Below are 16,791 nucleotides of genomic sequence, written 5' to 3' on the forward strand. Positions count from 1 at the left end.
CGTGCGCCTCTCTCTTCGGTAGTCAGTGCTGAACGAGAGGGGTATGCCATGAGCACCATCAGGACGATGCTGGTCGAGCTGACCGGGACGCCCGAGTTCGCCGAGGCGATCGGGGACGACGAGGACCTCAGCGCCAGCGGGATCGACTCCGGGGACCTGGTCCGCCTCATCCTGCTCATCGAGCAGCGCACCGGCGTCGAGGTGACGGCCGAGGACATGGAGGGCCTGACCACCATCGCGGACTACGAGCGGTTCATCGCGGGCCGCGACGCCGCCACCCCGCAGCAGGGCGCCGCCTGATGTGGCTGACCCAGTTGGCGGAGCGCAACCGCCAGTGCTTCCCGGACCGGACGGCCCTGGTGGACGAGCACCGCTCCGTCACCTGGGCCCAGTTCCACGACCGGGGCATCAGCCTCGCCCACGGGCTCGCCGGGCTCGGCATCCGGCGCGGTGACCGCGTCGCCGTGCTCTCCCTGGACCGCGTCGAGGTCCTGGAGTCGTACTTCGCGCTGGCCCGCATCGGGGCGCTCTTCGTCCCGCTCAACCACAGCCTGACGCCGGCCGAGGTGACCGGGATCGTAGAACGCACCGGCGCCGTAGCCGTGATCGGCGAGAGCGCGCTCCTCGCCCGCCACCCCGATCTGCCGGTGCGCACCCGCATCCCCCTGGACGACGAGGCGTTCGCCGCGCTAGGCGCCGAGGGCGGACCGGCGCTCGACGACATCCCGGACGACGCCCCCGCCGCGATCCTGCACACCTCGGCGACGACCGGCCAGGCCAAGGGCGTCACCGTCGACCACGCCTCGTTCCGGGCCATCGCGCTCGGCTGGCTGGCCGTGGCCCGGCCCGCCGACGACATGGTGCTGGTCAACTGCTGCCCGCTCTACCACGGCAGCATGGTCGTCTCGCTGACATACATGGCCGCGGGCGCGACCGTCGTCCTGATGCCCGGCTTCAAGCCGCAGACCGCGCTGGCCGCCGTCGAGACCCACCGCGCCACCCACGTCTGGCTCGTCCCGCAGATGCTGCGCTTCCTGCTGCGCGCCAAGTCCGCCGACACCGCGGACCTCTCGACCCTGCGCGAGATCCTGTACGGGGCCGCGCCCATGCCCCCCGACATCTACGCCGAGGCCGTCGAACGGCTCGGCTGCGGATTCCGGCAGGTGTACGGGATGACCGAGGTCGGCGGCCCGTTCGTCACGCTCGGCCCCGACGAGCACCCGGAGCCCGGCGCGGTGCCCGAGGTGATCCCGGCCGGCCGGGTCATCCCCGGCATGTCCGCGCGCGCCCTGGACGCCCAGGGCCAGGAGGTCGGGCCCGGCGACATCGGGGAGATCTGCGTGCGCGGCCCCGGTCTGATGCGCGGCTACTGGGGTGACGAGGCCGCCACCGCCGAGATCACCGTCGACGGCTGGATCCGCACCGGCGACCTCGGGTTCATCGACCGCGACGGCCTCATCCGGCTGATCGACCGCAGCAAGGACCTGATCATCCGGGCCGGCCAGAACGTCTACCCCTCGGAGATCGAGCGCGCCCTCCAGACCCACCCGGCGGTGCGCGACGCGGCGGTCGTCGGGGTGCCGGACGAGGACTTCGGCGAGGTCCCGCTGGCGTACGTCGTCGTCGAAGAGGGCACCGGAACGGTCGAGTTGCAGGCCCACCTGGCCCAGCGTCTCGCCTCGTACAAGCGCCCCCGGCGCATCGAGTTCATCGACCAGGTCCCTCGCAACCCGGCTGGGAAGATCATCAAAAAGCTGCTGCGTGCGTGACGCGGCGGCGTCCGATGCCCACGCCCTGCCGGAGGCGGCCCCCGGCAGGGCGGCCGCCGAGGCGGCGCTGCTCCTGCTGAGGCCCGCTCTCCGGGCCGACGGTCTCTCGCTCGGACTCGCGTACGCGGACGACCCGTCGGCGCGTCCGGGCGGCCCCGGGGAGCGGGCGTCGGCCGCCGCGATGCCGCCCCCGCGACGCCGTGACTTCCTCGCCGGACGCTGTGCGGCCCGGCGGGCACTGGCCGAGGCGGGCCACCCGGCGGCGGAGATCCTCCGGTCGGGCCGACGGCCGCTGTTCCCCGGTGGTTTCGCCGGGTCGATCAGCCACTCCGGCGGTCTGGCCGTCGCCCTGGCCGCGCGCGTCCCCGCCCTCGGCTGCGACCTCGAACTGCGGGGCCTGCCCCTGGAGAGCGCCCACATCGTGCTCGGCCCTGACGAGCGGGGCCCGGTCGACGACGCGCCGGACCGGGCCGCCGCCGAGCACCGGCTGCTGTGTGCCTTCTCGGCCAAGGAGGCCGCGTACAAGGCGTTCGGCGCCCTGCTCGGCGAGCGGGCCCCGGCGACGCTGCTCGCCCTGGCGACCCGGCCGGTGCCCGGCGGCTTCCGTGCTTGGCCCCGGTCGCTGCCGGGCCAGGTCATCGACGTACGGGTGCGACCGGCCGGGCCGGGCGTATTCAGCTGGGCCGTCGTACCCGTGGTGTGAACAGGTGCGACGGCCCAACTGCCCTATTACGCCTTCGCGTTGACCAGAATCGCCATGTTGCCCGCCGGGTGCTGGTTGTCGTGGATCAGCTGGTGGGCCTTGCCGATCTCCTCGAAGCCGAGCGTGAGCGACAGGCACGGGTCGAGCAGGCCCTGGTCGATCATGGTGGTCACCTCGCGGGCCTCGCGGGCGTTGGAGACGTGGGAGCCCTGCAGCCGCTTCTGGCGCATCCACAGGAACCGCAGGTCCACATCGCCGTTGTAGCCCGTGGTGCCGCCGCAGATGACGACCATGCCCGCGTTGTCGCACAGGTACATGGAGGTCGGGATGGTGTCGGCGCCCGAGTGCTCCAGGACGATCCTGGGGGCCCGGCGCTCGCCGAGGACCTCCCAGAAGCGGCGGCCGAAGGCGCGGGCGCCCTTGAGCCACCGGGCCATCGCCTCGTCGTCGGAGGTGTCGGGCAGCCGGCCCCAGTGGTCGAAGTCCCGGCGGTTGATGTAGCCCTTGGCGCCCAACTCCACGCAGTACTCGCCGCGTTCGTCGCTGGAGACCACCGCGATGGGGATGCCGCCGCGCTGGCGCACCATCTGGATCGCCATACAGCCGAGGCCGCCCGCCCCGCCCCAGATCAGCACCGCGTCACCGGGACGCACGGTGTGCGGCTCCCAGCCGAAGAGCTGGCGGTAGGCGGTGGCGGCGGTCGCCATGTAGCAGGCGGCCTGTGCCCAGGAGAGCCGCTTCGGCTTGGGGTGGCACTGGTACTCGTCGACGACGGCGAACTGCGCGAACGACCCGTAGTTCTCCTCGTACCCCCACACGCTCTGCGAGGACGAGGTGCAGGGGTCGGCGCCGAGCCGGATGTCCTCGGCGCTCTCGTCCCAGATGCTGGCGAGCAGCACGATCTCGTCGCCCGGCTTGAGGCGCACGCCCTCGCCGACCGCCCAGACGATGCCGGACGCGTCGGAGCCGCCGATGTGGAAGTCCTCGACGGCGCCGCGCTTCTGCCGGGCGGCTATGACGTCGACGGGGTCACCGAGCGAGGCCCACACGTTGTTGTAGTTGACGCCCGCCGCCATCACCTTGATGAGCACCTGGCCGGGCCCGACCGGGGGCACGTCGACGACTTCGGTTTGGAAGGCGCCGATGGGCGGCCCGTAGCGCTCGGGCCGGATGAGCGAGGCGTACATGCGCTTGGGCGCCTCGCCGAGCGGCGGCGCGTCACCGAGTTCGTACAGTTCCTGGGTCACGGGGTCGCTCCTGAGGGGGTCGCGGGGTGGGGTGCCTGCGCCAGGCGGGCGAGGCAGTCACGGTGGGCGGCGGCGGGTCCGGTGGCGTCCCACCCGGCCGGTACGGCGGCGAACGCGGGCCACAGGGAGTGCTCTCCCGCCGCGTTGACGAGCACCAGGTGCGACGGCTCGTCCTCGCCGCGGGGCTCGAACGGACTTGGCACGGTTGTTCCCTTCGTTGCTGCGCGGCCGGGGCCGCGGCGTGCCGCACGGTCGGGCGTGCGGCACGGCGTTCGGGTGGTCATCCGGCGGCGGGCCGCAGGGCGGCGGCGAGCACCGCGCCGATGCGGGCCATCGGCTCCGGCTCGGTCATCTCGTAGTGGCCGCATGGCACGGTGTGGTCGGTGAACGCGCCGCCGACGTACGGGCGCCAGCTGTCGGCCTTCCCGGTCGCCAGCGACAGGTCGGCCGGGTCGGCGGGAGCGCCGGCGTCCTCGGTGGCGCTGAAGAAGAGCACGTCGCCGCGGAACACCTCGGGGGCGAACTCGGGGGCGATGGCGAGGTTGTTGCGCATCACCCGGGCGATCGCGAGCGCCTCCTCGCGGGTCACCGGCGAAGGTCCGCGCTCGGCGCCGGCCTCGCTGATCCGCCGGATCACCTCGTCAACGTCGCTCGCCCCGCCGTCGGGCATCTCCAGGCCCGCGACGCGGACGAGCAGGGACGCCACCTGGCGCTCGGTCGCGGCCGGGTCGGCGGCCTCGTCCTGGGTGAGCGGGGCGTCCAGCATGGCCAGCAACTCGACCTCCTCGCCCTGCCGTTGCAGCGCGGTGGCCATCGCATGGGCGACGAAGCCGCCGTAGGACCAGCCCAGCAGCCGGTACGGGCCCTCCGGCTGCACCTCGCGCAGATGGGCCAGGTAGGAGTCGACCATGTCCTTGGCGTCGGCGGCCGGTTCGCGCGTGCCGTCCAGACCGTGGGCCTGGAGGCCGTAGACCGGCTGGCGGGCCCCGAGGTGGGGCAGCAGCCCGGTGTAGCGCCAGGCGATGCCCGCGCCGGGGTGCACACAGAACAGCGGGCGCTGGTCGCCGTCGGCGCGCAGCGGCAGCAGCGGGGCGAACGCGTCCCGCCCGGCCGCACCGCCGCGCCCGGCGAGCGCCACCAGACCGGCGACGGTGGGCGCCGACAGGAAGGCGGCGGCCGGGACGTCCAGGACCCCCTCGGCGCGCATCCGGCCCGCGAGGATCACGGCGCGCATCGAGTCGCCGCCCAGGTCGAAGTAGTTGTCGTGGACGCCGATGCCCTCGATGCCCAGCGCCTCCTCCCAGTGCCCGGCCACGGCGCGCTCCTGCGGGGTCCGGGGCGCGGCGTACTCGGTGGTGAGGTAGGGCCGGGGGGCCCGGCCGGAGCCGCCGCCCGGCGCCGCGTCCTCATCCGTGCCGACCGGCGGCTTGGCACCGGGCGCCTCGATCCAGTGGCGGCGCCGCTCGAAGGCGTACCCCGGCAGCGGCACCCGGCGCGGCTCGCGCGCCTCCTCGGGGCCGGTGATGTCGGCGGGCACGCCCGCGCTCCACAGCCGGCCGAGCGCTTCCGCGAAGACCTGCCCGTCGGGGCTCGCGGCCTTGGCGTGGCGCATGGTGGGGACGGTGGTCACCGGCGCGTCCCCCAGCCGCGCCCCGGCCAGCTTGGCGAGGCTGTCGCCCGGGCCGATCTCCACGAACAGCGGGTTGCCGCGCTGCCAGAGCGAGGCGATGCCGTCGGTGAACCGGACCGTGCGGCGGGTGTGGTCGAGCCAGTGGTCGACGCTCGTCGCCTGCTCGTCGGTGACCCAGGTGCCGGTGACGTTGGTGATGTACGGGATCTCGGGCGCCCGCAGCGACACGGTCCGCAGGGCGTCCGCGAAGGCGGGCAGGATCGGGTCCAGGACGTGGGAGTGCGCGGCCGCGGGCATCCGCAGCCGGCGGAAGGCCACCTCGTCCGCGAGCAGCCGCGCCTCCAGGGCCGTCACCGCGTCCGCGCGCCCCGCGACCGTACAGGCGGTGGGGCCGTTGACGGCCGCCAGCGACAGGTCGTCGGTGAGGTAGCCGCGCAGCTCCTCCTCGCCGAGGGCGACGCCCACGGTGGCGCCCCCGGCCGAGGCGATCAGCCGGATCCGCTCCGCGACCAGCGGCAGCATCTCCTCCGGCGTCATCACCCCGGCCAGCGTGGCCGCGGTGTACTCGCCCAGCGAGTGCCCGATGAACGCGGCGGGCCGCACCCCGTGCTCCATCAGCGCGGTGGCCAGGGCGTATTCGGTGACCACCAGGGCCAGGAAGGCGTCGACGCCGCCGGGTTCGGTGTGCTCGTACAGCGCGGTGCGCAGATCGCGGCCGGTCACCGGCCGCAGGATCGCTGCGCACCGGTCGACGGCGTCCCGGTAGACCGGCAGGTCGCGGTAGAGCCCGGCGCCCATGCCGATGTACTGGGTGCCGCCGCCGGGCAGCAGGAACGCGACCGGCGGGGCGTCCTCGCCGCGCACCTCGGCGGGGGCCTGGAGCGGGTGCAGCAGGATCCGCGCGGCCTGCTCGGCGCTCTGCGCCGCCACCGCCGCCCGGTGGGGCATGGCGGGGCGGTCGGTGCGCAGGGTGTGGGCGACGTCCGCCAGGTCGGTCCCGGGGTGCTCGGTGAGGTGGCGCCCGAGGTTGGCGGCCTGGCCGCGCAGGGCGCCCGGGGTGCGGGCGGAGAGCGGCAGCACGTGCCAGCGCGGGTTCTCCTCCTGGCGCGGGGCCGGTGCGGCCGGGGCGGTCGGAGCCTCCTCCACGATCACATGGGCGTTGGTGCCGCCGACCCCGAACGCGCTGACGGCGGCCCGGCGCGGCCCGGAGCCGGACTTCCAGTCCTCCAGGGCGGTGGGCACCCGGAACGGGCTCGCCGCGAAGTCGATCAGCGGGTTGGGCTGCTCGAAGTGGAGGGTCGGCGGTATCTGCCGGTGCTCCAGGGCAAGCACGATCTTGATGAAGCCGGCGATCCCGGCGGCCGCGCCCAGGTGGCCGATGTTGCTCTTGACCGACCCCAGGGCGCAGAACTGCTTGCGGTCGCTGCTCTCGCGGAACGCCCGGGTGAGGGCGGCCACTTCGATGGGGTCGCCGATGCGGGTGGCGGTGCCGTGGGCCTCCACGTAGCCGATCGAGTCCGCGTCGATGCCCGCGGCCACCTGGGCGGCGAGGATCGCCTCCGTCTGGCCCTCGGTGCTGGGGGCGGTGAAACCGACCTTGCGGCGGCCGTCGTTGTTGATGGCCGAGCCCCGGATCACCGCCCGGATGCGGTCCCCGTCGGCGAGGGCGTCCTCCAGGCGCTTGAGGACCACCATGCCGACGCCGTCGCCCGAGGAGGTGCCCGCCGCGTCGGCGGCGAACGCCCGGCAGCGCCCGTCCGGCGAGAACGGCCCGTCGGGCACGTGCCGGTAGCCGAGCATCGCCGACGGGTTGAGCGAGGCGGCCCCGGCCAGTGCGACGTCGCACCGGTAGTCGATCAGGTCCTGGCAGGCGGTGTGGATCCCGACGAGCGCGGTGGAACACGCCGTCTGGAGCGACAGGCTGGGCCCGGTCAGGCCCAGTTCGTACGAGATCCGGGTGGCCAGGGTGCCCAGCGAGTTGCTGGTGGCCGCGTGGACCAGGGCGACCGAGGCGCTCTGCCCGGCGAAGCGGGGGTGGACGTGGCCCGGGTAGTAGCGGCTGTCGCCCGCCCCGGCGTACACCCCGACCTGGAGGTTGCCGTGCCCGTCGGCGTATCCCGCCTCCTCCAGGGCGTGGTAGGCGCACTCCAGGAGGAGGCGCTGCTGCGGGTCGATGACCTCGGCCTCGGCCGGGCTGTAGCCGAAGAACGCGGAGTCGAACCGGTCGATGCCCTCGACCACCGACGCCATCCGCACCAGGTCCGGGTCGGCCAGGCCCGCCGGGTCGCCGCCCGCCGCCAGGAACTCCTCGTCGCCGATGGGCCGGATCGACTCCCGCCCGGCCGCGAGGTTCTCCCAGAACTCCTCGACCGTGTCGGCGCCGGGGAAGCGCGCCGCCATGCCGACGACCGCGATCGCCGTGTCGGGCCCGTACTCCTGCCCGTCCGTCTCATCCATCGTTGCGGGATCCATCGTTGCGGGGTCCTTCGTGCTCGGTGTGCGGGGTGTTCGGGGCGGGGCGGCGGGAGGCCCGGGCGGCGCGCTGGCGCTCGGCCCGCTGGCGTACGCGGTCGAGTCCGGTGGCCGGGGCGCTGTCCGGCGCCGTGGCGTGCACGGCGTCGGCGGATGCGGGTGCGGTGCCACCGGCGCCGATGTCGGTGAGGTGGCGGGCGAGCGCCCGGACGCTGGGGTGGCTGAACAGGTCGACCACGCTCAGGTCGCAGCCGAGCTCCTCGTTGACCGCGCCCTGGGCGCGGACCAGGAGCAGCGAGTGGCCGCCGAGGTCGAAGAAGTTCTCCTCGACACCGACCCGGTCGCGCTCCAGGACCCGGCACCAGATGGCGCTCAGGACCTTCTCCAGGCGGCGCAGGCCCTCGGCGGAGTCGTCCGAGGCCCCGGCCGCGTCGGCCGTCGACGAACCGGCCGCGCGCAGCACCCAGTTGCCGGTCGCCCCGGCAGCGTCGGCGGACTTCCCGGCCGCCCTGTACAGGACGCCGAGGTCGGCGTCGTCCTCCAGGGCCACCCGGCCCGCCAGACGGTGCACCGGGCGCGGCGGCGCCTGCACGTGGCCGCGCACCCAGGGCATGGCCCGGTCGGTGCCGATCAGCAGGTGCGGCTCGTCGAGCGTGCGGGCCAGGTCGAAGGAGCGCAGCGCGGCGGAGGAGTCCAGGACGCGGTAACCGCGCGCCTCCGTCAGCGACTTGAGGCCGTACCCCTCGCTCATGCCGAGCTCGTCCCACATGCTCCAGGCCAGGCTCTGCGCGTCCAGACCGGCACCGCGCTGATGGGCGGCGAGGGCGTCGAGGAACGCGTTGGCGGCGGCGTACGAGCTGCTCATGGAGCCGCCGAAGTAGCCGTTGACCGAGGAGAACGAGACGAACGAGCGGACCTCGTGCTCCTGGGCGAGCCGGTGCAGCGCCCAGCCGCCGGTGACCTTCGCGGCCAGCGCCGCACGCCACTCCTCCAGGCCCAGATCGGCCACCGCCCGCTGCTCGAAGCGGCCCGCGAGGTGCACCACCCCGGCCAGCGGGGCCGACCAGGCGGCGGCCGCCTCGCCGACGACGGCGCGCAGCGCGTCCGGGTCGGTGATGTCGGCGCTCGCGTACCGCACGTCGCCCAGCTCGCGCAGGCTCCGGTACGTCTCGATCCGGCGGGCCAGCGCCCCGCCCTCGGCGAGGTGCTTGCCCCAGCTGTCCTCGTCGGGCAGTTGGGTGCGCCCGACAAGGAGCAGCCGGGTGCCCGGCGTCCTGAGCAGGTGCTCGGCGAGCCGTCCGGCCACTCCGCCCAGACCGCCGCTGACGAGGCGGAACCCCTCGGCGACGGGCACCGGGGTGCGCGGCAGGGGATCGGGCAGCGGGGCGAGACGGCGGATCCAGCGCTGCCCGTCGCGGAACGCCACCTCGGCGTCGGCCACGGGCGCTGCGGCCTCCGCGAGCAGCAGCTCGGCGGTCTGCTCCGTGCCAAGGCCATCCAGGTCCACCTGGACGGTGCTCAGCCACGGCAGCTCCTCGCGCAGGCTCTTGAGGAGCCCGCCGACGGCGCCGTGCGTGTACGAGGGGCGCTCGTCCGGGAGCACCGCCTGGCCCCGCGCACCGACGAAGTGGACGGCGACGCGGCGGCCCGAGGTGTGACGGGCCGTCAGGGCCTGGGCGAGGCAGAGAAGCGAGTCGGCGCCGTCGCGCTGGGCGTCCAACAGCTCGCCCACGCCCTCCGGTTCGCCGCTCCCGGTGCCGAGCGCGCCCAGGTGCAGGACGGTGTCCACGGGCCGGTCGTCCGCCGCGAGCCCGTCGAGCAGGCGTCCGTAGTCCTCGGCCGCGTCGACGCGCACCCGGTAGGCGGCGGCGTCCAGCCGGGCGAACTCCGGCCCGGCGGTGACCACCGTGCACCGGGCGCCCCGAGCCCGCAGCCGCTCCGCGACGATCTCGGCCACCTCGGCGACCGGTGCGTGGCGCCCGGCGAGGACCAGGGTGTGCCCGCCGGGTGCGGCCGGGGCGTGGACGCGCTCGGCGCGCTGCCACACCGGGCGCAGGAACCAGTCCGGCACGGTCGCGGTGCTGCCCAGCAGGATCTCCGACGCCTGGGCGAGCTGGTCGAACTCGCCCGCCTCGAACCGCTTGCGCAGCTGGGTGCGCTGGATCTTCCCGATCTCCGTCTTGGGGATCACGGCCGCCTCGACCGGCATCAGGTGCGCCGGGCTGATGCCGATCTCCCGGGTGACCTTGCCGCGGACGGCCCGCAGCGCCTGGGTGACGTCGGTGCCCTCCTCCACGTGGAAGAAGAGCGCGAGCTCGTCGGTGCCCGCCGAGGGGTCGGTGCGCACCGCGCAGGCCGCGGTGAAACTCCGTACCACGAAGGGCAGTTCCTCGACGCAGGACTCGATCTCGTGGCTGTAGTGGTTGACGCCGTTGACGATGATGACGTCCTTGGCGCGGCCGGTGATGTACAGCTCGCCGGAGCGCAGGAAGGCCAGGTCGCCGGTCTCGAACCAGCCGTCGGGGGTGAACGACTCGGCGTTCGCCTTCGGGTTGTCGTGGTAGGCGGCGGTCACGGTGGTGCCGCGCACCTGGAGCCGGCCCGCGGTGCCCTCGGCGACGATACGGTCCTGGTCGTCCACGATCCGCATGGCGAAGCCCGGGTAGGGCAGCCCGCAGCTGACGAAGGTCTCCTCGCCGGGCAGCGGTTCGGCCGCGAGGACGGTGTCGGTGACCACCGAGGACGTCTCGGACATGCCCCAGCAGGGGTGCATGACGTCCTGCGGCAGCCCGAAGGGCTTGAGAACCTCCAGGAAGCGCCGGGCGGTCGCGGCGACGACCACCTCGCCCGCGTTCATCACCAGACGTACGGGGGAGAGGTCCCAGGGCCGTCCGGCCATCCGGTGGGCCTGCTCGCTGACCAGGCCGAACGCGAAGTTGGGGGCCCAGGTGACACTGGCGCGGTGCCGGTGCGCCAGGTCCATCCAGCGCAGCGGGTCCTCCAGGATCCAGGACGTCGGCGCGTGCACCTGGCGGCAGCCCAGGTAGACGTCGCGCAGGTGGAACATGACCACACCGGTGACGTGGTCGAGCGGGATCCAGTTGACCGAGACGTCGTGCTCGGTCAGCGAGTTGAGGGAGGCGGTGGCCGCCGCCCGGGTCAGGACGTTGCGGTGGCTGAGCCGGACCGCCTTGGGCAGCCCGGTGCTGCCCGAGGTCAGCAGCATCAGCACCACGTCGTCGGGCCGGGCCGGGTGCCAGTCGCCGTCGGCCGGTCCCTCGCGCAGGGCGTCCGTGGTGGTGAGCCGCAGGCCGTCCCAGGCGCGCCGCGCGGCGAGGTCGCGCAGCCCCGCCTCACCGGACGCGGAGGTGATGATCCAGGGGCGGTGGAGCATCTCCCACACGCCCTCCAGCTTGGTCAGGGGCGCCGACGTCGTCGCGTACGAGACGGGGACGGTCAGCGGCACGGTGACGAAGCCGCCCAGGACGCAGCCCCACAGCGTGGCGAGGAAGTCCTCGGTGTCCTCGCACTGGAGGATCACCTGGTCGCCGGGGCGCAGCCCCAGCTCGCGCAGACCGCCCAGGACGCGCGAGGCCTCCTCGATCAGCGAGGCGTAGCTGCGGCGCGTCTCGGTGCCGTCGGCGCGGACGTGGACGACCTCGGCGTGCGGGCCGCCCTCGGCCGCCCGCCGCAGCGCCTCGGCCCAACTGCCCACCGTCGGTTCGGGCAGCTCGGGTCCTTCGCTCAGCGCGGGCACGACCGTGCCCGCGTCGGCGCCGGAGGTGTGCGCGGGGGCGTCCGTGCGCGCGGAGGACGAGCCGATGTACAACCGGCCGAGTTGCTCGGTGACTTCCTCCAGGGCCACGGTCGCCGAGCGGACGCCCGGCAGCCCGGCCAGACCGCGCTCCCACTGCTCGGCGGCCTCGGTGTCGATCACGGGCAGTCGGTCGAGCGCCTCGGTGTCCAGGGTGCCGTCGGGGTTCCTGGGCAGGTCGTTGACGGCGGCGATCCGGGGAGCCTGCTCGGCGTCGGTGCGGCGCAGGGCGCGGGCCGCCTGCTCGGCCGCGGCGGCCCGGGTCGGTACGGCGAACACGGTCGGCCGTCCGTCCGCGCCCGCCACGGCCACCGCGTCGCGCAGGTCGCCCCGGGCGAGGAGTTCGCGCTCCAGGTCCGCCGGGTCGAACCCGGTGTCCGCCGCCTCGGCCCGGACGACGGGCTCGGGGGCGGGCAGGGCGCCGAGGCGCAGACCGGGGTCGGCGGCGACAGCGGTCAGCAGGGCGTGCAGGGCGCCAGCCGCGCGTTCCACGGTGGCGTGGTCGAACAGGTCGGCAGCGTACTCGACGTGGCAGGCGAGGCCGTCCCCGGCGCCGTCCTGAGCGCGGTGCTCCACCACGTCCACGAAGAGGTCGAACTTGGCGGTGCCGGTGGCGCTAGGCCGCAGCGGCGCCTCGGTGCCGCCGAGCCGCAGCACGGCCTCGGTGTTGTTCTGCAGGGCGAGCATCACCTGGAAGAGCGGGTGGCGGGCCGGGGTGCGGGCCGGGTTGAGCTCCTCCACGAGCCGGTCGAAGGGCAGGTCCTGGTGGTCGTAGGCGGCCAGGTCGAAGTCCCGTACACGGCCGAGCAGTTCGCGGAACTCGGGGTCGCCCGAGGTGTCGGTGCGCAGCACCAGCGAGTTGGCCATCAGACCGATGAGGTCGTCGAGCGCCTCGTCGGCGCGCCCGGCGACGGGGGTGCCGATGGGGATGTCGGTGCCCGCGCCCCAGCGGGTGAGCAGCGCGGCCAGGGCGCTCTGCAACACCATGAACAGGCTCGCGCCGCTCTCGTCGGCGAGGCGCAGCAGGGCGCGGTGCAGCTCGGGGGAGACGTCGAGGGTCAGATGGCCGCCGCGACGGCCCGGGGCCTGGGGCCGGGGCCGGTCGGCGGGCAGTGGGATCTCGACGGGGAGGCCGCCGAGGGCGTCCTTCCAGAAGCCGAGTTGACGACTCATCAACTTGCTGTCGGGGGCGAGCAGTTCGCGCTGCCAGAGCGCGTAGTCGGCGTACTGGACCGGCAGTGCGTCCCAGCCCGGGTCGCGGCCCTCGGCGCGGGCCGCGTACGCGGCGGACAGGTCCTCGGCCAGCGGGCGCAGCGACCAGCCGTCGGCCGCGCTGTGGTGCAGGACGATCACCAGCGTCCGCGCCGCCCCCGTCCCGTACAGACCGGCCCACAGCGGTTGGTCCCGGGTGAGGTCGAACCGGTGCCCGCGGGCGAGGGCGACATACGCCTCGACCTCCTGCGCGGGGCAGTCGACGACGTGCAGCACGGGCCGCAGGGTGCCCGGCGCGGCTATCTCCTGGCGGGGGGTGCCGCCGGTCTCCGGGAGCAGGGTGCGCAGGCTCTCGTGCCGGTCGGCGACATCGGCGAGGGCCGCCCGCAGGGCGTCCACGTCGATCTCCCGCGCCAGCGGGACCACCAGCGGAATGTTGTACGTGGCGGCCGCCCCGTCCAGCTGGTTGAGGAACCACATGCTCTGCTGGGTGGCGGAGAGCGGCACCGGGTCCGGCCGCTCGGCGCGCACCAGCGGCGGCCGGTCGGCGCCGGGGCCGTCGGACGTGACGTGGGCGGCGAGCGCCGCCGGGGTGGGCAGGGCGAAGAAGTCGGCCATGGAGACCTCGGCGCCGGTGGCCGTGCGCAGCCGGGTCATCAGGCGCGTGGCGAGCAGCGAGTGCCCGCCGAGGTCGAAGAAGTTGTCGTCGGCGCCGACCGTTCCCTCCGGCAGCCGCAGCAGTTCTTCGTAGAGGCGGCACAGCAGCGCCTGCGACCCGGTGGCCGGGGTGCGGCCGGTGGCCGCGGCGGCGAAGTCGGGGGCGGGCAGGGCCTTGGTGTCCAGCTTGCCGTTGGCCGTCAGCGGCAGCGCGTCCAGGATCACGCACGCGCTGGGCACCATGTGCTCGGGCAGCGACTCGGCCAGGTGGGCGCGCAGTTCGGCCGGCTGCGGACGCGATCCGGGGGCGGGGACCGCGTACGCCACCAGGATCCGGTCGGCCGCTCCCTCCGTCTCGCGGGTCACCACGGCGGCGCGGGCCACGTCCGGGTGGCCGACGAGCGCGGCCTCGATCTCACCGGGCTCGATCCGGAAGCCGCGGATCTTCACCTGCTGGTCGGAGCGGCCCGCGTACTCGAGCGTGCCGTCGGCCGAGCGCCGGGCCAGGTCGCCGGTGCGGTACATCCGCTCGCCCGGCGCGCCGAAGGGGTCGGCGACGAACCGCTCGGCCGTCAGCTCGGGGCGGTTCAGGTAGCCGAGGGCGAGACCGGGTCCCGCCACGTACATCTCGCCGACCCGGCCGGGCACAACCGGCTGGAGGCAGTGGTCGAGGACGTACACCCGGAGGTCCGGGAGCGCGGTGCCGATGACGCTGCGGGCGCGCGGGTCCTCGATCAGCTCGCGGGTGACGCGGTGGTGGGTGACGTGCACGGTGGTCTCGGTGATGCCGTACATGTTGACCAGGGCGGGCGACGCGTCGCCGTGCCGCTCCAGCCAGGGGCGCAGATGCGCGGGTTCGAGGGCCTCGCCGCCGAACACCACGTACCGCAGGGCGAGCGGGCCGTCCTCGGCACCGGCTTCCTGGTCGGCCTGGACGAGCTGCTGGAAGGCGGAGGGCGTCTGGTTGAGGACGGTGACGCCCTCGCTCCGCAGCAGCCGCAGGAAGTCGCGCGGGGAGCGGCTGGTGTCGTACGGGACGACGACGAGCCGGCCGCCGTGCAGCAGCGGCCCCCAGATCTCCCAGACGGAGAAGTCGAAGGCGTACGAGTGGAAGAGCGTCCACACGTCGTCGGCGCCGAAGGCGAAGTGGGCGGCGGACGTCTCGAAGAGGCGCACGACGTTGGAGTGCGGGATCACCACGCCCTTGGGGCGGCCGGTGGAGCCCGAGGTGTGGATGATGTACGCCGGGTCGCGCGGGGTGAGCGGCGTCGGGCGGTCGGCGCCCGTGAGGTCGGTGTCCGGGCGCGCCGCGAGGTCGCGCTCGACGGCCGCGTCCCCGATGACCACGGCGGCGGCGCCGGTCTCCGGCAGCGTCGGCGCGGTGTGCGCGTCGGTGACGAGCAGCGCGGGCGCGGCGTCCTCGGCCACCGCGCGGATGCGCTCGGCCGGGTAGCCGGGGTCCAGCGGCAGGTAGGCGGCGCCGGACTTGACCACGGCGAGCAGGGCGACGACGAGTTCCGCCGAGCGGGGCAGCGCCAGGGCCACCACCTGGCCGGGTCCCGCGCCGCGCTCGACGAGCAGGCGGGCGATCCGGTTGGCGCGGGCGTTGAGCTCGGCGTAGGTCAGCGAGGCGCCCTCGCACGTGACGGCGACGGCGTGCGGGGTGCGGGCGGCCTGCGCCTCGAAGCGGGCGGGCAGGACGGCGTCGGGCGCGGTGTGCGCGGCCTCGGCGGGGGCGTCCTGCGGTGCCTCACCGGGGAGCAGCAGGCTCGTGCGGGCGAGCGGCAGGGCGGCGTCGGCCTCGGCGAGCTGGTCGAGCAGGAGCAGCAACCGCCGCTGGTGGTCTTCGAGTTCGGCCTCGGTGTACAAGGCGGGGTTGGCGTCGAAGGCGATCCACAGCCCCTCGCCGCCCGCGCCGGGCCGGACGTTGATCTGGAGGTCCTCGACGGCGCCGCCGGACAGGTGGTGCGAGGTGGTGCGGTGGCCGCCGAAGGGCGGCTCCTCGTCGAACGGGACGAGGTTGACGACCGGACCGTACAACCGCCGTGCCCCGCCGATGAGTTTGAGGTCGCGGCGCAGGTCCTCGGCCCGGTACTGCTGGTGCCTGCGGACGTCGCGTAACTCGGCGGCGACCGCCGCGACCAGCTCACCGGCCGTGGTGGCGGGGGTGACGGCGAGGCGCAGCGGCAGGATGTTGGAGGCCGTGCCGGGGGTGCGCAGGGCGGTGGAGCCGAGCCGGCTCATGGTGGGCAGGCCGAGCACGATGTCGTCCTGTGCGGTGACCCGGTGCAGATAGGCGGCGACGGCCGCCACTACGAGGTCGTTGCGCGCCCCGCCCAGGCGCGCGGCCGCGGTGGCCAGCCGCTCGGTGGCGGCGGCGGAGAGCAGCGAGGTGCGGCGAAGGAAGGAGGCGGCGGGCGGTGCCACGGCCTCGGTGAGTCCGGTGGCGCCGGGGGAGTCGGCGAACCGGCCGGTCCAGTAGGCGCGGTCGCGCACGAAGCGGTCCGAGGCCCGGTAGGCCGTCTCCTCGTCCAGCAGGCGGCTCACCGGGGCGAACGGGCACTCGGGCACCTCGCGGCCGTCGGCGAGGGCCGCGTACACCTCGGACAGGCGCCGGGCGACCAGCTTGTAGCTGTAGCCGTCGAGGAGGATGTGGTGGGCCCGCAGGAACCAGAAGAAGCGGTCGGGGGCCACGGTGAAGAGGGCGTGGGTGAACAACGGCCCCTCGGAGAGGTCGGCGGCCGTCGCCATGTCGGCGCGTATCCATGCCTCGGCCGCCGCGCGCGGGTCCGCCTCGCCGCTGACGTCCACCAGCCGCAGCGGCCAGTCGTCACCGCCGGTCTGCGTGGAGCGGGGGCCGTCGGCGCTGTCGGTGAAGCGCAGGGCGAAGGTCTGCGCCTCGCCGACGGCGCGGCGCAGCGCGGTCTCGAAGAGCGCGGTGTCCACGGGGCCGTGGATCTCCACGTACTCGGCGGTGTTGTAGGCGGCGTTCGCGGGGTCGAGCCGCTGGGCGAACCAGAGTCCCTGCTGGGCTCCGGTCAGCGGGCTACTGGTGTCCTCCTGGACAGACATGGCACCAACCCTCATTAGGCGTCTGTGAAATTCGCGGCACGCGGAAAGAGCCCGCGGGCCCTCGCTGGGAAGCCGTTGGGCAGGCGCGTGCGATCCGCCCCACCGGGTGAGCGGAATGTTCATGGGAACGGAAGCAAGGAATGCGTCGCCGGAATACCGCTGCGGGGGCGGAATCCCGGTGAGAGCCGGCGGTGCCGTGACGGCGCAGCCTTCCT

Annotated in this window: 7 protein-coding genes; 3 read left to right on the forward strand and 4 right to left on the reverse strand. The window is 74.5% G+C overall.

Features of this window, described 5'->3' with window-relative positions; translation table 11 throughout:
• Positions 1 to 48: 48 nt before the first annotated feature.
• Genes IE252_RS10970 through IE252_RS43945 form a run of 3 tightly spaced genes read left to right on the forward strand, consistent with a single transcriptional unit; the run spans position 49 to position 2,472 of the window.
• Positions 49 to 300 carry an acyl carrier protein gene (locus tag IE252_RS10970; RefSeq protein WP_101386674.1) on the forward strand — a complete coding sequence of 84 codons (252 nt, stop codon included), beginning with the start codon at positions 49 to 51 and terminating at the stop codon, positions 298 to 300.
• The gene (locus tag IE252_RS10975; protein WP_190089165.1) at positions 300 to 1,769 is read left to right on the forward strand and encodes a class I adenylate-forming enzyme family protein; all 1,470 of its coding nucleotides are present in this window, start codon (positions 300 to 302) and stop codon (positions 1,767 to 1,769) included. Before IE252_RS10970 ends, IE252_RS10975 begins: the two co-directional genes overlap by 1 nt.
• Positions 1,762 to 2,472, forward strand: a complete 711-nt coding sequence (locus tag IE252_RS43945; protein ID WP_308434530.1) for a 4'-phosphopantetheinyl transferase family protein — start codon at positions 1,762 to 1,764, stop codon at positions 2,470 to 2,472. The genes IE252_RS10975 and IE252_RS43945 overlap by 8 nt, the downstream gene beginning before the upstream one ends.
• Positions 2,473 to 2,498: 26 nt before the next feature.
• On the opposite strand, the gene ccrA is transcribed toward IE252_RS43945, so the two are convergent.
• The 4 genes from ccrA to IE252_RS11000 all read right to left on the reverse strand — a co-directional run bounded on the left by ccrA (position 2,499) and on the right by IE252_RS11000 (position 16,576).
• A complete protein-coding gene (gene ccrA / locus IE252_RS10985; RefSeq protein ID WP_190089419.1) occupies positions 2,499 to 3,659 on the reverse strand; it encodes a crotonyl-CoA carboxylase/reductase in 1,161 nt (386 codons plus the stop codon).
• 56 nt (positions 3,660 to 3,715) lie between these two features.
• Complete coding sequence (locus IE252_RS10990; RefSeq protein WP_190089166.1) at positions 3,716 to 3,922, reverse strand: MbtH family protein; 207 nt, start codon at positions 3,920 to 3,922, stop codon at positions 3,716 to 3,718.
• 77 nt (positions 3,923 to 3,999) lie between these two features.
• A complete protein-coding gene (locus tag IE252_RS10995) occupies positions 4,000 to 7,806 on the reverse strand; it encodes a type I polyketide synthase (RefSeq protein WP_190089167.1) in 3,807 nt (1,268 codons plus the stop codon).
• Positions 7,799 to 16,576 (reverse strand): non-ribosomal peptide synthetase, encoded by an 8,778-nt coding sequence (locus IE252_RS11000; RefSeq protein WP_190089168.1) that lies wholly within the window; start codon positions 16,574 to 16,576, stop codon positions 7,799 to 7,801. Before IE252_RS11000 ends, IE252_RS10995 begins: the two co-directional genes overlap by 8 nt.
• Positions 16,577 to 16,791 lie beyond the last annotated feature (215 nt).

The sequence above is a fragment of the Streptomyces melanogenes genome (genome assembly GCF_014649795.1).
GTDB lineage: Bacteria > Actinomycetota > Actinomycetes > Streptomycetales > Streptomycetaceae > Streptomyces > Streptomyces noboritoensis.

Bases quoted from the DNA above. Each gene is read 5' to 3' on its own strand.
- IE252_RS10970 (WP_101386674.1), top strand. From the start codon at position 49: ATGAGCACCATCAGGACGATGCTGGTCGAGCTGACCGGGACGCCCGAG.
- ccrA (WP_190089419.1), bottom strand. From the start codon at position 3,659: ATGTACGCCTCGCTCATCCGGCCCGAGCGCTACGGGCCGCCCATCGGC.
- IE252_RS10995 (WP_190089167.1), bottom strand. From the start codon at position 7,806: ATGGATGAGACGGACGGGCAGGAGTACGGGCCCGACACGGCGATCGCG.
- IE252_RS10975 (WP_190089165.1), top strand. From the start codon at position 300: ATGTGGCTGACCCAGTTGGCGGAGCGCAACCGCCAGTGCTTCCCGGAC.
- IE252_RS11000 (WP_190089168.1), bottom strand. From the start codon at position 16,576: ATGTCTGTCCAGGAGGACACCAGTAGCCCGCTGACCGGAGCCCAGCAG.